The organism is Mucilaginibacter straminoryzae (assembly GCF_022953055.1).
GTDB lineage: Bacteria > Bacteroidota > Bacteroidia > Sphingobacteriales > Sphingobacteriaceae > Mucilaginibacter > Mucilaginibacter straminoryzae.
Genome location: NZ_JALJEJ010000002.1, coordinates 639722 through 657776, shown reverse-complemented (window position 1 = coordinate 657776; position 18055 = coordinate 639722). Strand labels below are relative to the sequence as shown.

Annotated in this window: 15 protein-coding genes; 9 read left to right on the top strand and 6 right to left on the bottom strand. The window is 45.2% G+C overall.

From position 1 onward, the window contains the following. Positions 1–16: 16 nt before the first annotated feature. Positions 17–211, bottom strand: a complete 195-nt coding sequence (locus tag MUY27_RS06335; RefSeq protein ID WP_245129148.1) for a YwbE family protein — start codon at positions 209–211, stop codon at positions 17–19. A 103-nt stretch (positions 212–314) separates the two neighbouring features. Between MUY27_RS06335 and MUY27_RS06330 the strand changes: the two genes are divergently transcribed. Both MUY27_RS06330 and MUY27_RS06325 read left to right on the top strand, forming a co-directional pair. Next, positions 315–3329, top strand: coding sequence for a glycosyltransferase family 117 protein (locus MUY27_RS06330; protein WP_245129147.1), 3015 nt, complete (start codon positions 315–317; stop codon positions 3327–3329). A gap of 35 nt (positions 3330–3364) precedes the next feature. Next, positions 3365–4132, top strand: coding sequence for a DNA-formamidopyrimidine glycosylase family protein (locus tag MUY27_RS06325; RefSeq protein WP_245129146.1), 768 nt, complete (start codon positions 3365–3367; stop codon positions 4130–4132). Here the strand turns inward: MUY27_RS06325 and MUY27_RS06320 are convergent. Then, positions 4125–4715, bottom strand: coding sequence for a GNAT family N-acetyltransferase (locus MUY27_RS06320; protein ID WP_245129145.1), 591 nt, complete (start codon positions 4713–4715; stop codon positions 4125–4127). The two genes, MUY27_RS06325 and MUY27_RS06320, sit on opposite strands and share 8 nt — an antisense overlap. Next, positions 4715–5779 carry a M20 family metallo-hydrolase gene (locus MUY27_RS06315; protein ID WP_245129144.1) on the bottom strand — a complete coding sequence of 355 codons (1065 nt, stop codon included), beginning with the start codon at positions 5777–5779 and terminating at the stop codon, positions 4715–4717. Before MUY27_RS06315 ends, MUY27_RS06320 begins: the two co-directional genes overlap by 1 nt. 83 nt (positions 5780–5862) lie before the next feature. Between MUY27_RS06315 and MUY27_RS06310 the strand changes: the two genes are divergently transcribed. Next, entirely contained in the window at positions 5863–5982 is a 120-nt protein-coding gene (locus MUY27_RS06310) for a basic secretory family protein (protein ID WP_245129143.1), read from the top strand. 64 nt (positions 5983–6046) lie between these two features. On the opposite strand, the gene MUY27_RS06305 is transcribed toward MUY27_RS06310, so the two are convergent. From MUY27_RS06305 to MUY27_RS06295, 3 genes are all read right to left on the bottom strand, one after another. Further along, positions 6047–6733: a DsbA family oxidoreductase gene (locus MUY27_RS06305; RefSeq protein WP_245129142.1), complete on the bottom strand. Its 687-nt coding sequence runs from the start codon at positions 6731–6733 to the stop codon at positions 6047–6049. A 126-nt stretch (positions 6734–6859) separates the two neighbouring features. Beyond that, complete coding sequence (locus MUY27_RS06300) at positions 6860–7216, bottom strand: hypothetical protein (protein WP_245129141.1); 357 nt, start codon at positions 7214–7216, stop codon at positions 6860–6862. A gap of 121 nt (positions 7217–7337) precedes the next feature. Next, positions 7338–8246: a hypothetical protein gene (locus MUY27_RS06295; protein WP_245129140.1), complete on the bottom strand. Its 909-nt coding sequence runs from the start codon at positions 8244–8246 to the stop codon at positions 7338–7340. Between the two features lie 211 nt (positions 8247–8457). Between MUY27_RS06295 and MUY27_RS06290 the strand changes: the two genes are divergently transcribed. The 6 genes from MUY27_RS06290 to MUY27_RS06265 all read left to right on the top strand — a co-directional run bounded on the left by MUY27_RS06290 (position 8458) and on the right by MUY27_RS06265 (position 17937). Next, positions 8458–9642 (top strand): aldose epimerase family protein, encoded by a 1185-nt coding sequence (locus MUY27_RS06290; RefSeq protein ID WP_245129139.1) that lies wholly within the window; start codon positions 8458–8460, stop codon positions 9640–9642. A 142-nt stretch (positions 9643–9784) separates the two neighbouring features. Beyond that, positions 9785–11182, top strand: coding sequence for a hypothetical protein (locus MUY27_RS06285; protein ID WP_245129138.1), 1398 nt, complete (start codon positions 9785–9787; stop codon positions 11180–11182). Positions 11183–11184: 2 nt separating this feature from the next. Next, the gene (locus MUY27_RS06280) at positions 11185–11742 is read left to right on the top strand and encodes a hypothetical protein (protein WP_245129137.1); all 558 of its coding nucleotides are present in this window, start codon (positions 11185–11187) and stop codon (positions 11740–11742) included. A gap of 305 nt (positions 11743–12047) precedes the next feature. Then, positions 12048–13442, top strand: coding sequence for a TolC family protein (locus MUY27_RS06275; protein WP_245129136.1), 1395 nt, complete (start codon positions 12048–12050; stop codon positions 13440–13442). Between the two features lie 15 nt (positions 13443–13457). Beyond that, positions 13458–16739, top strand: a complete 3282-nt coding sequence (locus tag MUY27_RS06270) for an efflux RND transporter permease subunit (RefSeq protein WP_245129135.1) — start codon at positions 13458–13460, stop codon at positions 16737–16739. 16 nt (positions 16740–16755) lie between these two features. Beyond that, positions 16756–17937: an efflux RND transporter periplasmic adaptor subunit gene (locus MUY27_RS06265; protein ID WP_245129134.1), complete on the top strand. Its 1182-nt coding sequence runs from the start codon at positions 16756–16758 to the stop codon at positions 17935–17937. Positions 17938–18055: the final 118 nt, after the last annotated feature.

The window sequence follows — 18055 nt, the reverse complement described above, 5'->3', positions numbered from 1 at the left end:
GGCTCAAAATAAACAATTATTCAAAAATTTCTATCACCCGGCCAACCTGCCCGTCTTCCAACCGTACTTTAATTCCGCGCGAGTGGTAAGGTGCGCTGGTTAACAAGTTCTTTACAATCCCGCGGGTACGTGCGCCGCTCCGCTGGTCTTTTTTCAAAATAATATCCACCTCTAATCCCGGGTAAATGTCGCTGCGATTTCTGCCGTCCATACTGCAAAGATGGGTATTTGTTAAATAAAGTTAAAAAGTGTTAAACGGCAGCGGCTTACGCTTAGCAGTACTGATATTAGCTTTTGAAACTAATTCCCTTACCATGAATTTCACCAAACTGAACAACCTGCTTGGCTGGTTTTGCTTTGCCGCCGCCGCCATTACTTACACGCTCACTTTAGAACCCTCTGTAAGTTTTTGGGACTGTGGCGAGTTCATCGCCTGTGCAGCAAGATTACAGGTATCGCACCAGCCGGGTTACCCCTTGTTTGCCATGCTGGGTAAGGTGTTCTCGCTGCTTTCTTTTGGCGATAAAACCCGCATTGCCTACTTTACCAACTTTGGCTTTGCGTTATCCAGCAGCGCGGCAATTATGTTCCTGTTCTGGACCATCACCCTGCTTGCCCGTAAAGTAATGCTGAAGAAAGGCGAAAAGCCAGCACCGACCCAGGCTATACTGATTTTAGGTGCAGGTTTGGTAGGTGCATTAGGTTTTATTTATACCGATACGTTTTGGTTCTCTGCTGTTGAAACCATCGTATTCTCCCCCGCAATGCTTTGCACCAGTTTGGTAGTATGGGCAATTATGAAATGGGATTCCGTTGCAGACGAACCTGGCGCCGACCGTTGGCTGGTGTTCATTGCTTATATTATGGGTTTATCCATCGGGATACATTTGTTAAATCTATTGACCATCCCTGCGCTAACGCTGGTTTACTACTTCAGAAGGTGGAAACGTATTTCAACGCGCAATACACTTATCGCGTTACTTATCGGTGTGGTGCTTTTAGCGTTTGTTCAGTTTGGTATCATTCAATATACCGTGAAGCTTGCCGGATATACCGACCTGTTTGCGGTAAATTCATTAGGCATGCCGTTTAATACAGGCGCACTAATATTCTTGCTTGCCTTATTCAGCGGACTGGCTTATGGTATTTTTTACAGCATCAGAAAAAGGAAGTACGCGTTAAATGTGGCGTTGATCTGCACCGTATTTATTTATTTTGGCTACAGCTCTTTTACCATGATCCCTATCCGTGCCCATGCCGGTACGAACCTTAATAACTATCACCCGGATAATGCATTTAAGCTGACCGAATACCTGAGCCGGATCCAGTACGTGGCCCCGCCGTTATTATACGGTCAGTATTTCGACGGCAAGATGATCGATCAGAAAGAAGGCCCTACACTCTACCGTAAAGGCGATAAAAAATACGAAGTGATTGGTAAACGGCAAGACCTGGTTTATGACCATAACACCATCCTACCGCGCATTTTTAGCAATGACCCTAACGATGTTTCTTTCTATCGCCAGTGGCTTAACCTGGGTAAAGACCAATCACCCACCTTTGGCGATAACCTCAATTACCTTTTCAGCTGGCAGATCTACCAGATGTATTTCCGTTACTTCTTCTGGAATTTCTCCGGCAGATATAACGATGCCGATGGGCAGACCAGCACTTTCGGTATCAATGGCAATTGGACAACCGGCTGGCTCGATCATCACCGCCAACTGCCTAAGTCGGTTTTAAATAGCTACACCTATACCCCGCTTTACGCGCTGCCGCTGATTATTGGTTTGCTGGGTATGTTCTGGCACTTTAAAAAGAACAAGCAGGACGCGCTGGTTATCCTGATGCTATATTTCTTCATGGGCATCGCGATTGTGCTGTATGTTAACCAATATAACCTGCAGCCACGCGAACGTGATTATTCTTACGTCGGTTCGTTTTATGCCTTTGCCATATGGGTAGGTCTGGGTGTGCTGGCCATGGCGGATATAATGGTCAGGAAGCTGAACCAACGTACGGCTGCACTTGCTGCTGTTGGCTTATGTTTTATCGCCTTCCCGGTGATTACGGCGTCTTCTGAATGGAAAGACCACGACCGTTCTACCAAGATGGTGGCGCATGATATGGCCTATAACTACCTGATGTCTTGCCCGAAGAATGCCATTTTATTTAACTCCGGCGATAACGAAACTTACCCGCTTTGGTATTTGCAGGAAGCAGAAGGCGTAAGGCCTGACGTGCGTTTGGTTAACCTGAATTTGTTCCCGACGGACTGGAACATCCGGCAGATGCAGCAGCCCATCAACAAAGCGGCGGCACTGCCCATCACCATGAGTTACGATAAATATAAAGACGGCGTGCGCGACTTTATACGCTACCAGGATTCGAAGCTTGGAGATTCGGTAGAGTTGAAGGAGGTGTTCGACTTTATGATGTCCGAAGATCCGCAAGCCAAGCTACAGTACGAGGATGGCACAATAGAGAATTACCTGCCGACAAAAAACTTCATGCTAACGGTAGATAAAAAAGCAGTACTGCAAAATGGCGTTGTGTCGCCGGATCAGATCGGCCTGTTGACAGATACCATGAAGTGGAAATTCCCTGGAAATTATCTGAACAAGGGTCAGCTGGCTCTGATGGATATCCTGGCGCATAATAACTGGAAGCGGCCTATTTGTTTTTCTGCTTTGATGAATGACGAGATGCTGGGCCTGAAGCCTTACATGTATAAAGAAGGGATGGTTTATCGCTTGCTGCCGCTGAAAGAACAGCAAAAAGACGAAGAACAAGGGGATCAGCTGAATTTGCAGGCCATGTATAAGAACATGCTGGAGCAGTATCGCTACGGTAACATGAAACACGCCAAATACCTGGATGAACAATCGCGCAACCTGTTTTACCCCATGACATTGAACAACTTCATCAGCCTGGCCCAGCACCTGGATATGAACGGGCAGAAAAGCCTGGCGGTAAAAGCCATCCGTAAAATGGATGAAGTATTGCCCGATCTGAACCCGTATATTGAAATCACCGCGCAGAAGTATTACCTGGCAGATACTGCTTATCACCTACAGGAAGTGAACCTGGCGAATAAGTATGTAAAAAGCACCACGGCTTACCTGAAAGACCAGCTGGATTATAATTATCACCTTTATCAGAACGATGCCGACACCGTAAATGTACGCGAGGTGCAGGTAGGTATGTGGACTTTGAACCAGATGACCGACCTAACGAAGAAATATAACCAACCAGTACTGTACGCGCAGTTAGATAAGGAACTGAAAGATTACGAGCAGAAATTTTCGGGAATATTAGGCAAGCAATAACAATACTTTGTTGTTGTATTTGAAAATTTAAGTTTATGCCCGAACTACCCGACCTGCAAGTATTTGCCCGAAACCTGAAGAAGAAACTCGGCGGAAAGAAGTTGCATACGCTGGTGCTGAATACCGATAAGATCAACACCGGGCCTGAGGCCATAGTGCAGGCCGTACATAATCACGAACTGACGGACGTTTACCGCCACGGCAAGGAGTTGTATTTTAAGTTCGGGCATAACACCCTTGCTATGCACCTGATGCTGCGCGGGCAGTTGCACCTGCTGGAAGGCGCCAACACCCAGAAATATACCATCTGCGAACTGCAGTTTGAAGATGGCACTACGCTGGTGCTTACCGACCCGCAAAAGGCGGCCAAACTGGCGCTTGACCCGGAAGATAAAGAAGCCCCCGATGCCCTTGCTGAAACGGTAACAGCACATTGGCTGAAAGAAGAATTAAGCGGTACACGAAAAGCAATTAAAGATGTATTGCTCGATCAGAAAATCATTGGTGGGATAGGCAATGCCTATGCAGATGAAATACTGTACGATGCCGGTATCTCGCCGTTCTCGGCTTCTAACAAAATACCCGAGGAAAAGGTAGAAGCCCTTTCAAAATCTATCAGAAAGGTATTGACCGATGCTGAAAAAGAGATCCTGAAAGCAGAGCCGGATATCATCAGTGGTGAAGTGCGCGACTTTCTGAAGGTTCATACCCGTAAAAAGGCAACACCCAAAGGCGAGCCGATACTGGTTAAAGAAGGATCAAGGAAGACTTATTATACCGAAAGCCAGGAGTTGTTTAAATAAAGGAAAGCTTTGCTTCCAGCATGGCTTTCACTTCTGCCCATTCGCTTTGTAAAATGCTGTAATACGCAGAACTGCGCATAAAGCCATCGTGTAACTTCATGTGTTCTCGCAAAATACCTTCGAACTTTGCGCCTATGCCTAATATGGCATTCCTTGATCGCAAGTTTCGCTCGTCGGCTTTTAGTTCGATACGGTGAAGTCCCAGGGTTTCAAAGCCATATTTTAGTATCTCGTACTTCATGGCCTTGTTCAAACCCGTTCCACGAACGTCCTTGTTGATCCAGGTCCAGCCGATTTGCGCACGGCTATTATGAAAATCTATTTCGGCCAGGCGTGTGCTGCCCGCAATCTTATTCGTAATTGGATCTACAATTGTCCAAACGGCTGCAGTTCCCTTATCACGATCTGCAATAGCCGCGGATAAATAGGCTTGGAGGCTTTCTTCCTTCGAAAAATTGATATTGCCGTACTTCCAGTTGTCCTCGTCCTGCGCAATCTTTAGTAATTCACCGGCGTCCGCTAATTCAAGCGGTCTTAAAACCACTTTTGCATTTGAGAGTACCGGTGAAAGATTGGCAGTCATCAGTTGATACTTTCCAGCATTTTAATATAAAGCTCAATCCCTTCCCTGATCTCGTCCACATAAACAAACTCGTCCGCAGTGTGTGACCGTGCCGAATCGCCGGGGCCAATTTTAAGTGAAGGTATATCCAGCAGCGACTGGTCTGACGTTGTCGGTGAGCCATAGGTAGTTCGTCCTAAAGCAATTCCTGCTTGCACAATCGGGTGCTCTTTATCGATAGATGAAGGCTTTAACCTGATCGAGCGTGGCTTCACCTCGCTTTGTACATGCTCGCGGATTATTTCCAGTACTTCCTCATTCCGGTAAGCATCGGTAACACGGACGTCAACCGTGTAGGTACACAATGCGGGCACGACATTGTGCTGAGAGCCTGCATTGATAATGGTAACAGACATTTTTATCGGTCCGAATACTTCAGATTCTTTTGGGAAACGGTAGGTGCGGAACCATTCGATATCTTGAATAGCCTTATAAATGGCATTCTCACCTTCTTCACGTGCGGCGTGGCCTGCTTTACCGTGCGCGGTACAATCCAGTACCATTAGTCCGCGTTCGGCAATGGCCAATTGCATCAGGGTAGGCTCACCCACAATGCCAAACTCCAGTTTGCCCAGTTCTGGGATGATCAGTTCCAACCCGTTAACGCCAGAAATTTCTTCCTCTGCGGTAGCAGCCAAACAGAAATTATATTTCAAGCCCTGCTTTTCGTAGAAATGCAGGAAGGTGGCAATCAGTGATACTAAACAGCCACCCGCATCATTACTGCCCAACCCGTAAAGTTTTCCATCTTCAATTTTAGCCTCGAAAGGGTCGCGGGTATAGCCAGAATTAGGCTTTACCGTATCGTGGTGCGAATTAAGCAGAATGGTAGGCTTCGCCGGATCAAAATATTTGTTCCACGCCCACACATTGTTCATTTTACGGTGCGTGGTAACGCCATGCTGTTCCAGATAGGCATTAACAATATTAGCGGTAAGATTTTCTTCTTTACTGAAGGAAGGAGTAGCTATCAGGTGACGAAGCAGTTGAACCGCTTCCTGAAAAAGGGTATCTGTATTGATCATAAACGGGCGGAAAAAACTTCCGAATGAAGGTGCAAAGTTAAGGTTATTTTTAAAAAGTTATGTTAAGCCTGTATTTTGCGCGTATGAAAAAACTGCATCTATCAATGCGGGAACATACCTATACCAGTGACGTATGGCAGCAACAAACCGGTAAATCGCTGGATGAATTATGGGCCGAATATGCGGCTAATCCGGTACTGTAAAGATTATTAAAAACGATTGCCTCCAAGCCCCGCTCCAAAGAGCGGGGCTTGTAAATAAGTGTATTTAGCAATTTCCTGATTCGATATCACAGCTGTCGCCATTACCAATATTGACTAATTGGTTGGCATAGGCCTGCTGTAATGCCTCGGTAAACACGGCTGCCGGTTGCGCACCGGAAACGGCATATTTACGGTCTAATACAACAAAAGGCACTGCGTGAATTCCCAATTCGTCAGCCTCGCGCAGATCGGCGTGAACTTTGTCTTTCAGTCCGCCTTCGCTTAATTGCTGCTCAAAGGCCTGGGCGTCCAGATCGAGGTCTCTGGCGATATCCAGCAAGGTTTCTTGATCATCAATGTTTTTACCAAGCGTAAAGTACGCCTTAAACAGCGCTTCTTCTGCAGCATCGCCTTTGTTTTGGCTTTTAGCAAACTGAATAAATTGATGGGCATTAAAAGTATTAGCTACCACAATATTATCCATAAAATAGTCCAACCCGCATTCTGCGGCCATATCTGTTACCTGCCCTGCTAATTGTTTCGCATAGCTTTCCTGCCAGCCTTTCACTTCTGCCAGGTGCTGGTGTATGCTAATGGTGGTATCTGTTTTTAAAGTCGGGTTCAGCTGGAAGCTCTTCCATTCTATTTCTATATCGTTGTGGTTTGCAAATGCTGCTAACCCCTCTTCAAATCTTCTTTTACCGATGTAGCAAAAAGGGCATGCCACGTCAGACCATATTTCAACTTTCATTCTATTTGTATTTAGTACAAAAATAAACAGCAGTTGGGGTTGAAGCTGTAACGGGCAGGTAAATTTACAGCAATAAAAAAGGCAGAAGCGTAGTACTTCTGCCTTCATCGTAGCCTTTTATAGGTCTTATTTCGCCCGGGTAAGGGTGGTGTGCAGCTTCTGTCCGTTAACGTCGATGTCAATCGCTACAGAATCACCATAAAACTTTCCGCTTTGCGGAATTTCCATGCCTTGTACAGAAGTAACAAAGCTAAAATCAGTCCCCTGGATTTTTCCGTTGCTGATGTCAGACGGGCCGTATGACGATTCTACCGTGCCGCCGAGTTTTTCACCATCAACCTTAAAGTTATAAGTAAGTTCTACGGGCTGTCCGCCGTAGTTTACCTGGCCGGTCCATTTGCCTGTCAGATCTGCAACTACGGCCAGGGCACCCAGTGCCAGCAGGCAAAGCATAAGTGTTGTGCTTAATAATTTCTTTTTCATTGTTATGAACGTATCTCTAAAGATATGGGTTTTAATGAAAAGAAGCTGTAAAGCAAATGTTAATTATAAGATCGCGAATAGACGTTTATATATCTTCAGTCAACACTTCTGTAAGGTCGGATCAATTTGAAATGGAATAGCGGTAGATGGGCGCATAAACACCTTCGCTGGTGGTGTAATAGTATTTACCATCGCGGGTAAAACCGATGGCTTCACCTTGCTTTTCCTGTTCGTAATTAAGCTCGGCGGGCTTATTCTGCATGGTCTTCCAAACCGGTATGCCTGGTGTACGTTTCCAGTAATATACTTTAGAATAGCTCTTTAATAAGATCTGGCTGCCATCCGCAGAGATGTCTCCTGCGGTAATCCACTTCAGTAATTTAAACCCTTGAAAATGCAAGCGGCAATTTTTCTTTAAGGTAACGGTATCGCCGTCTTTAAAAACTAAAGGCGTGCTGTAAACGCCTACGGAGTCTTCGCGTTTGGTGACGATGTACAATAGCTTATCAGAAGGGTCGGCCATTAATGTTTCCGCATCATGCGCACCATCCGGATACTTGACAAATAATTTCGAAGCGGCAATGGTAGCCGTTGTTTTTCCGTTTTCAACTTTAGGTTCTGCAAACCTGTATACAGTTAGGTGCTTTCTCGAACTGTTGTTATCGCCGATATCACCCAGGTAGATATAACTTTTGTTTTTAACCGGTCCGGGGCCTACGGCAACATCCTCGCAATCCGTTACGCCCAATGGGCCTGCTTCGTTTCCTTTAAAGCGGAAAGTTTCTTTCAGGTTGCCCTGCGCGTCTATGGCAAAAAAACGACTGCTGTCGCCGCTATCATTATGTACATAGAAGATATCGGGATTAACGGCTGATGCCGCAATACCGGAGATTTCGTCAAGTTCTCTGTCTGACAGATGGCCAGTTCCCGTAGGTTTGGAGCCAAAACGGTGATGCGCATAAGCGGCAAAAAACATCGTGGTAACAATTGCAACGAGTGCAATTTTGCGTTTTTTAATTGTTTTGTGCATTCCGGGCATAATAACGTACAAAAGTAGCTTCAACGTATGAAGTTTTTATTAACAGGCTGTTTTTTTTACACAGCCGTCAACATCTGTGTTACATAATTGTATAAAATACAGTTTTTTTTATTGCCATTGAGCGATAATGGTGCCAATTGTAATTAAAACTGTAAATTGGCATGCCGATAAATAACCAATAATAACCAAACCATCTTGTAACATGTACCAACAACTTGTTAAGCCTGCTTTTAAATACCTGTTTTTGCTGGCTGCTGCCGGCGGGGTAATGTCGTCCTGTAATAACACTGCAAAAAATAATTCTAAAATGACAGATAGTATTGCTGCAAGCAAATTGCTGCCGGATTCATCCGGATTTGATCAGACCGTTGACGGTAAAAAAGTTAAATTATTTGTTCTGAAAGGTAAAAACGGCATGCAGGCCGCTATCACCAATTACGGTGGCCGGATCGTCAGCCTGCTGGTGAAAGATCAGAAAGGTGATACCGTTGATGTTGTTGCCGGATTTGATAGTGTAAAAGGTTACGAAGAAGCTGCAAGCAATTACTATGGCGCATTGATCGGCCGTTATGGTAACCGTATCGGTAACGCCCATTTTAAGCTGAATGGGAAAGATTATCCCCTTTTTGCGAATAATGGCCCCAATACTTTACATGGCGGTAAACACGGCTTTGATGTAAAAGTTTGGGATGCAGAGCAACCGAATGAGCACCAACTGATCTTGAAATATCACTCGCCGGATATGGAAGAAGGTTTCCCTGGTAACCTGGATGTAAAGGTTACTTATACTGTTACCAAATACAATAGCCTGGAGATTGAGTACGAAGCTACCACAGATAAACCAACGGTAGTGAACCTTACGAACCATGCTTACTTTAACCTGAACGGCTGGGGCAGCGGCGATATCCTGAAACATGTACTGCAAATCAATGCAGATAGCTATACCCCGGTTGATGATAAATTGATCCCGACCGGCAAAATTGAAAGCGTTAAAGGTACTCCGTTTGATTTTAGGGCGCCTTTAAGCATTGGCGAACGTATTAACGATTCTACCAATACACAAATTAAGTATGGTATGGGTTATGACCATAACTTTGTGCTGAATAAACCGAATACCTCTGTGCCTGTGGTAACTGTTATTGGCGACCAGACCGGTTTGATCATGAAAGTGTTCACTACCGAACCTGGCATCCAGTTCTACAGCGGTAACTTCATGAAAGGAGCGTTCAAGATGAAAGGCGGCCATCCGGATGCGCACCGCAGTGCATTCTGCCTGGAAACACAGCATTTCCCGGATTCGCCAAACAAACCGCAGTTCCCTTCTACAGAATTGCAACCCGGCAAAACCTACAAGTCCATCACGATGTACCAGTTCGAAAAGAAATAATTAAAAGCCCCGGAAGGGGCTTTTTAGTTAGTTAAGAAGTGTTTGATATAGTTGGCGGTTCTGGAAAATTTATATTAAGATAATCAACCGGTAATATGGTGTTTGATGTAGTTCGTTATCTTAGCGCAAACCTGCTGTCACAATGAAAAAGCATTTATTCTTCATCATATTAATTATTATTGCCAGTTGTAAAAGGGACAATAGCATAAATCAAATCTACGCTTCTGATAGTGAGACTATCCAAAAGGCCAAACTTTGGTATGACTCTATTCACATTACATTAAAGAAAAGCCATGATGCTCAAACCTTTGGCAATTTAAGTATCGCTCGACTAAAAGCAGGAGGTGATCCAGGTATTCCAAACTGGTCGAAAGCCAAAGTCGAAAGACAGAATAATAATATTACTTTAACTTTTTTACCTTATGATTCCGGGACAGCGATCTATCATATCTCGAAATTCGGTTTCAGAAGACTATTGATTTATACGTATGAATATGGTGACAATCAGTCTTTCTGGGTTGAAGTAAATTCTGATAAACCCGTGAATAGTGAGAATTTTACCCTTAAAGATTTTACTGGTAGCGTTTTGGTCTTTGACTTGAACAATAACTTCTTAACAGGAAAAAGGTATTTAGATGGGAAGTGGACTGCAGATGTTTATTTAGGGACAGAGCGGGAAGTTTCAACACAAAGTAGAATCTTAACTCAGCAGAGTGGAAAGGTAAAAAATGCGAATAGTTTAGGGCTTACAAAACGCACAGATGGAGGTGGCTTAATTTGCTATGACTGGTACATTAGGGTATGTATACCTGATATAAATTATTGCTCCGAATGGAGATATGACCACATGCAATGTCAATACGTTGAATTTGGACCAGGTTTTTCCGGAGGATCTTCCGGAGGATCTTCCGGAGGGGCTTCCGGAGGTGGAGGCACAGGAAGTGGAAGTACCGGATCGGGAGATCACGAACCAGGCAGCGGTGGATCCATAGGAGTTGATAATATTGGTTATACTTTTCCGGGTAATTTATGGAATGGGATTAACGGCAATAAGCCTTTGGGGGAATATCCAGACATTTGTACTGGAGCACAAGCTATTTGGAATTCAAGTGTACAGGCCCAGGCTGAGGCAATTGGTTTGATCACTATGGATAATAAATTTATGTTTGTTGCCCAAGTTGGTTATGCGGGGGGAAGCTTTGGCGGGCTTGCAATTCATCAGGGACAGGCATATTACACGTATCCAGACAATCTAGGCTTTCCTGCTTATAATTATCCTGGAATTATTCATTCAATGAATCAATATTGGATACCTGTTAAGGGCACTGTTCATACCCACAACCCATGTTTGCAGGATGGGACCGATGGAATAACCAATTTTACCTTAAGTCAGGGTGATCAACTTTTGGCAGCGAAGTTTACGATGCTCAATCATTACATAATCGGTTGTGGTGCTGTTGGTCAATTCAATAATGGTCGTAACACTCCCTGGGTAATATCAAGCGGTAATTTAAGTAGTACTTGCTCAGCCATACATTAATTATGAAAAAGCTTTTAGTTATAGTCATTGGATTGATCTTATTTAGCTCGACATCAGCTCAAAGATTGAATGTCGATATCCAGGAATTGAATATCAAGGATTCTACTTTTACAAAAAACATAACAAACTTTATTGAGGAGCAAAAAAAAGGAGGTGATGAATTTCATTTCTTTAAAAAGGGTTTGGGTTACGTGACAGTTCAAATAGCGGATTACCATAAAAACGATACCCTCCTCCGCTATGCCGTTTTATCACAGGCTTCGAGTTTTAATCATGATACAGACGATGGTGTTTATCCTCAATATTATACGTTTATTGATGGTCATCCGGTATTACTTTATTTTCGATCTGTTTCAATGCTTGGTAATCTCAAATATTCTGAAAAGAGTAAGAAGAAATTACAAAAAGTTATAGAACCATTTTTAGAAAAGAAAAGGACGAAATTGCTTTACGACGTAAACCAGAAAAAAACTGTAAAGGTTAAAAATTTTAGGAATGAGTTTTTTAAGTTCATAGGTGCCACAATTTACTACAAGTTAGGACGGCAATACGAAAATTAAAATTTCGGAAATCTAATGCTGCAAAGTTATTATATAGTCCTTGATGGTTAGGGTTATTCGTTTTATTCTTTCTATTTGAAGTTCTTTAGTTACTGTAGACTCGCTATAGTGGGGTGATTAAATTTCCTGTCTTAATCGTATGTATTAATAACATATTTGCATTTTTTACGAAATTGTCTTGATAAATATGCTATTGATGCTTTTTAATGACATTAAGATTGTAAATTTCACATAAAAGAAACAAGTTTATTACAATAGCATCTTAGTGTAAACTGTACATTTGCACCATCTCTTATGAATACCCCATGTTAAGAAAACGTATTGCCCTGGCAGGGCTTTTTGTTTTTGTCTTCTCCGTTGATAGTTATGCCCAGCAAACATTAACATTAAAGGATGCGCTAAGGATAGGGTTGGAAAATTATCCGGCAATAAAAGCAAAGAACAATCAGCTGAATGCCTCTAAATCCGCGTTGAAAGAAGCGCGGACAGAGTATCTTCCCGATGTTAATTTTTCTGCACAGCAGGATTACGGTACAATTAACGGCACCAACGGCCCGCTGTTTGGTTACCGCGGTTTAAGTGTGGCCTCTTCTGGCCCGGCACAGCCCAACCAGAACTGGAATGCCGCTTTTGGCGCCCTTTACCTCACCAATGTCAACTGGGACTTTTTTACCTTCGGTAGGTCAAAGGAAAAGATCAACGTTCAGAAAAGCTATGTGAACCTGAACCAGACGGATCTTACCCAGGAACTTTTTCAGCATAAGGTACGCCTCTCTGCTGCCTATCTGAATTTACTTGCTGCACAGCGTTTGGTAAAATCGCAGCAGGATAATCTGAACAGATCATTAGAGATCAGGCGTGTGGTAGTTGCCCGTGTTAAGAACGGCCTAAACCCTGGCGTTGATTCTTCGCTGGCAAATGCCGAGGTTTCTGCAGCACGCATCGCATTGACGAATGCACAGCAAAATGAGCAGGATCAAAGTAACCAGCTGGCGCAGTATCTGGGTACGCCGCCACAGAATTATGCATTAGACAGCCTGTTTGTAACTAACGTGCCGGCCAATACCGATCCCCAAGCCGCCGCGCCGCTTGATGCCCACCCGGTTCTTCAATTCTACCATAACCGCGTTGCCGTTAGCGACCAGCAGGCCAAGTATTACAGCCGCCTTGCTTATCCCACCTTCAGCTTTTTTGGTGTGTACCAGGGCAGGGGATCAGGTTTTAAGAACGATGTAAACATCGACCCGAATGATTATACCAGCAGCTACGGTTCAGGTGTTGATCCTACCCGTTTCAACTACCTGTTGGGCGTGGGTATGGTCTGGAACTTCACCAGCGTATTCCGGGTGCATCACCAGGTGCAGTCGCAGAAATTTACTTCGCTACAGTATCAGAATGATTATGACCTGGTAAGCCAGCGTTTGCAGGATCAGGAGATTTTGGCTGAAAGCCGTATCTCAACCGCCTTGCGAAACTACCGCGAAGCGCCGGTAGAAGTGAAGGCTGCTAATGATGCCTACATCCAGAAAAGCACGCTATATAAGAATGGCCTATCCAGTATTGTTGATCTTACGCAGGCGCTGTATAGTTTAAACCGTGCCCAGATAGACCGCGATATTGCCTTTAATAACGTTTGGCAGGCCGTGCTTTACAAAGCTGCCGCCACCGGCGATTTCGGTATTTTTATCAATAACTTATAATCAAACACAGCTAAGATGGGATTAATTAAAGGCGCGTTAAGAAAACCAATAACCGTACTGGTACTGGTAGCTGGTTTGTTTTTCTTTGGTGTTAACGCGGTACGCAATATTAAAATAGATATTTTTCCAGACCTGAACCTGCCGGTGATCTATATTTCCCACCCTTTTGGTGGTTACACTGCAGACCAGATGGAATCTTACTTCGGTAAGCAATATGTTAACCTGTTGCTCTACGTTTCCGGTGTAAAAAGCATCGAGACGCGTAACATTTCGGGTTTAACGCTGATGAAGCTGACTTTTTACGAAGGAACGAATATGGCACAGGCCGCCGCGGAGGTGACGGCCTATACCAACCGGGCCCAGGCGATTTTTCCGCCCGGTACCCAGCCGCCCTTCATCCTGCGGTTTGATGCTTCTACGCTTCCCGTGGGGCAATTAGTATTAAGCAGTCCGAAACGAACGAATAACCAACTGCTCGATCTGGCGAATATTTATGTGCGTTCGTCGTTTACGTCTGTCCCGGGCTTGGTTTCCCCGGCGCCATTCGGTGGTAATACCCGTACGGTTGTTGTTAAAGTAGACCCCGAGTTACTTCGCTCACACAATCTGACGCCTGACCAGATTGTGGCCGCCATCCGCGAGAATAACCAGAACACCCCTGCAGGTAACGTACGCATCGGCGACCTCAATTACGTTACGCCAGCCAACACGTCAATCAAAAAAATTCCAGAATTTGGCGATATTCCCATCTATCGTAATGGTATCCAAACCTTATTCCTTCGTGATGTGGCCACGGTTGAAGACGGTGCCGATATTACCAGCAGTTATGCACTGGTAAATGGTAAGCGTTCGGTTTACCTGCCCATCACCAAATCTGCAGATGCTTCTACCTGGGAAGTGGTTCAAAACCTAAAGAAATCTATCCCACGCTTTCAAAGCCTTCTGCCAGATGATGTAAAGCTTTCTTATGTGTTCGATCAATCTGTTTACGTAATCAACGCAGTAAAGAGTTTGGCAGAAGAAGGTGCTATCGGTGCGATCCTTACCGGTTTGATGGTGTTGCTGTTCCTTGGCGACCGCAGAGGGGCACTGATCGTGATTTTGACCATCCCGACGTCCATCATCTCGGGTATCCTATTCCTCTACCTGTTCAAGCAAACCATTAATATCATGACACTGAGCGGCCTTTCACTGGCTATTGGTATCCTGGTAGATGAATCGACGGTAACTATAGAAAATATTCACCAGCACTTTGATATGGGCAAGCCCAAGGCCCTGGCCATTTGGGATGCCTGTAAGGAAATTGCCTTTCCGAAGTTGCTGATCCTATTCTGTATCCTGGCGGTGTTTGCCCCGGCATTTACCATGAAGGGTATCCCCGGTGCGCTGTTCCTGCCGCTGGCATTGGCTATCGGTTTCTCCATGATCACCTCTTACCTGCTGGCGCAAACCTTTGTGCCGGTTATGGCAAACTGGATCATGAAGAACGAGCATGAAGACCATAGCCACGCTGACGGTTATGCCATGGAAGATGAAGGCGACGATGCCGCACAAAAAGAACGTGCCATTAAGCAGGCCATGGAGCATGCCGAAAAGCCGGAAAGTAAATTTGATAAGTTCAGGGTTCGTTACCTGAAGCTGATGGACCGGATGCTGCAACGGCGTAAACTGATCTCTGTTGTTTATGTGGTAGCGGCTTTAGGACTGGCATTTTTACTGCTCACTATCACCGGACGCGATGTGTTACCGAAGGTAAACTCCGGCACTTTCCAGGTAAGGTTGCGTCTGCCGGATGGTACTCGGTTGGAACGGACAGAGGCTACTACCATCAAAGCGCTACAGGTGCTGAACAAAATGGTTGGTCCGGGCAATGTGCAGGTAACTTCGTGTTTTGTAGGGCAGCACCCTTCGCAGTTCTCTACCAGCCCCATCTATTTATTTATGGCTGGCCCGCACGAGGCGGTAATGCAGGTGAACCTGGCCGAAGATTATAAAGTAAACCTGGACGACTTTAAAGAAAAGTTCAGGGCAAGGATCAGGAAGGAGCTTCCGCAGGTGACGCTTTCTTTCGAGCCTATCGAGCTGACAGATAAAATATTAAGCCAGGGTTCGCCAACCCCGGTAGAAGTTGCCATATCCAGCAAGAATAAAAAGCAGAACGTGCAGTACGCTTATAAGGTACTGGAGAAACTGAAACAGATAGATTACCTGCGCGATGTGCAGATTGGCCAGGCGATCCATTACCCGTCTATCAATATCAATATCGATAGGGTGCGCGCCGCACAATTAGGTATCGGCGTTACGGATATTTCGCGTTCGCTGACGACTTCCACTTCTTCTTCAAGGTTTACAGACAAGAACGTTTGGCTGGATGAAAAAGTAGGTTTGAGCTATAACGTGCAAGTGCAGGTGCCGGAATACCAGATGTCCAGCATGAATAGTATCCGCGAGATACCGGTAATGAGTAACCAGCCGCGCCCGGTTTTGGGTGATGTGGCTGATATTAAAACCGGTACAACCTTTGGCGAGAATGATGACATTGGTGCTATCCCGATGCTGACCGTGACAGCTAATATTAACAAGAAGGATTTGGGCAGTGCTTCGGACGATGTGCAGAAAGCGCTGAAATCGCTTGGTAAACTACCACGCGGACTAACCATCACCCCGCGCGGCTTAACTCAAACGCTGGATGATACGCTGGGTAGTTTGCAAAATGGTTTATTAGTTGCAGTAATTGTAATCTTCCTGATGCTGACCGCCAATTTCCAGTCGTTCAAAGTGTCGCTGGTGGTGCTTTCTACGGTGCCAGCAGTATTGTTCGGCTCTATGTTGTTGGTGAAGGTCACCGGTTCGACACTCAATTTGCAGTCGTACATGGGTATGATCATGTCTGTAGGGGTATCCATTTCTAACTCCGTATTGCTGATCTCTAACGCAGAGGAGCTGCGAAAATATAGCGGAAATGCCTTGCAGGCTGCGCGTGAAGCTGCTGCACTGCGTTTAAGACCGATCCTGATGACCAGTTTGGCAATGATGGTGGGGATGATCCCGATGGCTTCCGGCTTAGGCGAAGGCGGCGACCAGACATCGCCATTAGGCCGCGCGGTGATCGGCGGTTTGTTAGCCTCAACTTTTGCTGCCTTACTGATCCTGCCGCTGGTTTTTGCCTGGGTACAAGGCAATACCTCTACAGAGTCTGTTTCACTGGATCCAGAGGACAGCGAAAGTAAGTTTTATGTGCCGCGGACACACGAAGAAGGAGAAGCGCGACTTAAATTAAACACCGGAAAACATTAAGCGAGATAAAAGAGCAATGAAAACTATCATATTTAAAAAAGCTTCAGTGGTAAAAGCACTTGTTCTAATAAGCTTTACTGCATTGGTTGCCGCCGGCTGCGGAAGTAACAAAGCCGAAAAAGAGGAAGAAAAGCAAGAGGAACAGCAGGAAGCTGCCGTTGAGACACCGCCTGTAGAAACCATTTCTTTAGCGAAAGGTAAACTGACGTCGAGCATTCAGGTACCCGGGGAATTGGCGCCTTACCAACAGGTAGACCTTTACGCCAAAACTAACAGCTATGTAAAAAAGCTATTGGTTGATGTGGGTAGCGAGGTGCACAAAGGGCAGTTGCTTTTAACGTTAGAAGCGCCCGAAGTAAACTCACAACTGGCAGAGGCTAAAGCACGGATTGCACAGCAGCAAGCTATCTACATGGCAAGCAAAGCTAATTACGACCGTCTGGAGAATACCAGCAAAACGCCGGGTACCATTGCCCAGAACGATCTTGACCAGGCGTCGGCGCGTAAAGGTGCAGATCTGGCAAATGTGGAAGCTGCAAAATCATACTACAAACAGGTGTCTGCCAACCTGGGTTATTTAGAGATTCGAGCGCCGTTTGATGGTGTGATCAGCGCCAGAAATGTAAACGTGGGTGCTTATGTCGGCCCTTCTGGAAAAGGGTCTGAATTGCCATTGTTAGTACTACAACAGCAGCGCAGGCTCCGCCTGATCGTATCTATCCCGGAAGCCTATACCGGCGGATTAAGTAACCGCGACGAGGTTGAGTTCACTGTACGTTCATTACAAAACCAAACTTTTAAAGCTAAAGTAAGTCGTTTGGCTGGAGCCCTGGATAATAAATTGCGTGCAGAGCGATTGGAAATGGATGTTTATAATCCTGAAAAGAAGCTTTTACCGGGTATGTATGCAGAAGTGCATGTGCCGCTACCTTCTCGCGACAGCGCCTTTATTGTGCCTAAAACAGCCGTGGTAAGTTCTACCGAAAAGGTTTTTGTAGTTAAGGTTGATAATAGCCACCATGCCCGCTGGGTAGAGGTAAAGAAAGGTTTAGCAGCGGGAGACCAGATGGAAATTTTCGGCGCCGGTTTAAACAAGGGTGACAAAATTGTAACACAAGCGACTGACGAGATCCGCGACGGACAGCCTGTAAAAGACAAAGCAGCATCGCCGAAAGAAGCTGCCGCTAAAACGGAATAATCTCGTGATGTTATTTGATACAAAAAGTCGGCGAATAGTCGGCTTTTTTTGTTTAAAATCGGTGGCTTTGGCTGGCTGGCAAAAACCAGTTCGCCACATTTACCGGGCCGGCCATCGG

What these genes read in the sequence shown, in the direction of transcription:
- MUY27_RS06335 (WP_245129148.1), bottom strand. Translation starts at nt 211, where the DNA reads ATGGACGGCAGAAATCGCAGCGACATTTACCCGGGATTAGAGGTGGAT.
- MUY27_RS06330 (WP_245129147.1), top strand. Translation starts at nt 315, where the DNA reads ATGAATTTCACCAAACTGAACAACCTGCTTGGCTGGTTTTGCTTTGCC.
- MUY27_RS06325 (WP_245129146.1), top strand. Translation starts at nt 3,365, where the DNA reads ATGCCCGAACTACCCGACCTGCAAGTATTTGCCCGAAACCTGAAGAAG.
- MUY27_RS06320 (WP_245129145.1), bottom strand. Translation starts at nt 4,715, where the DNA reads ATGACTGCCAATCTTTCACCGGTACTCTCAAATGCAAAAGTGGTTTTA.
- MUY27_RS06315 (WP_245129144.1), bottom strand. Translation starts at nt 5,779, where the DNA reads ATGATCAATACAGATACCCTTTTTCAGGAAGCGGTTCAACTGCTTCGT.
- MUY27_RS06310 (WP_245129143.1), top strand. Translation starts at nt 5,863, where the DNA reads ATGAAAAAACTGCATCTATCAATGCGGGAACATACCTATACCAGTGAC.
- MUY27_RS06305 (WP_245129142.1), bottom strand. Translation starts at nt 6,733, where the DNA reads ATGAAAGTTGAAATATGGTCTGACGTGGCATGCCCTTTTTGCTACATC.
- MUY27_RS06300 (WP_245129141.1), bottom strand. Translation starts at nt 7,216, where the DNA reads ATGAAAAAGAAATTATTAAGCACAACACTTATGCTTTGCCTGCTGGCA.
- MUY27_RS06295 (WP_245129140.1), bottom strand. Translation starts at nt 8,246, where the DNA reads ATGCACAAAACAATTAAAAAACGCAAAATTGCACTCGTTGCAATTGTT.
- MUY27_RS06290 (WP_245129139.1), top strand. Translation starts at nt 8,458, where the DNA reads ATGTACCAACAACTTGTTAAGCCTGCTTTTAAATACCTGTTTTTGCTG.
- MUY27_RS06285 (WP_245129138.1), top strand. Translation starts at nt 9,785, where the DNA reads ATGAAAAAGCATTTATTCTTCATCATATTAATTATTATTGCCAGTTGT.
- MUY27_RS06280 (WP_245129137.1), top strand. Translation starts at nt 11,185, where the DNA reads ATGAAAAAGCTTTTAGTTATAGTCATTGGATTGATCTTATTTAGCTCG.
- MUY27_RS06275 (WP_245129136.1), top strand. Translation starts at nt 12,048, where the DNA reads ATGTTAAGAAAACGTATTGCCCTGGCAGGGCTTTTTGTTTTTGTCTTC.
- MUY27_RS06270 (WP_245129135.1), top strand. Translation starts at nt 13,458, where the DNA reads ATGGGATTAATTAAAGGCGCGTTAAGAAAACCAATAACCGTACTGGTA.
- MUY27_RS06265 (WP_245129134.1), top strand. Translation starts at nt 16,756, where the DNA reads ATGAAAACTATCATATTTAAAAAAGCTTCAGTGGTAAAAGCACTTGTT.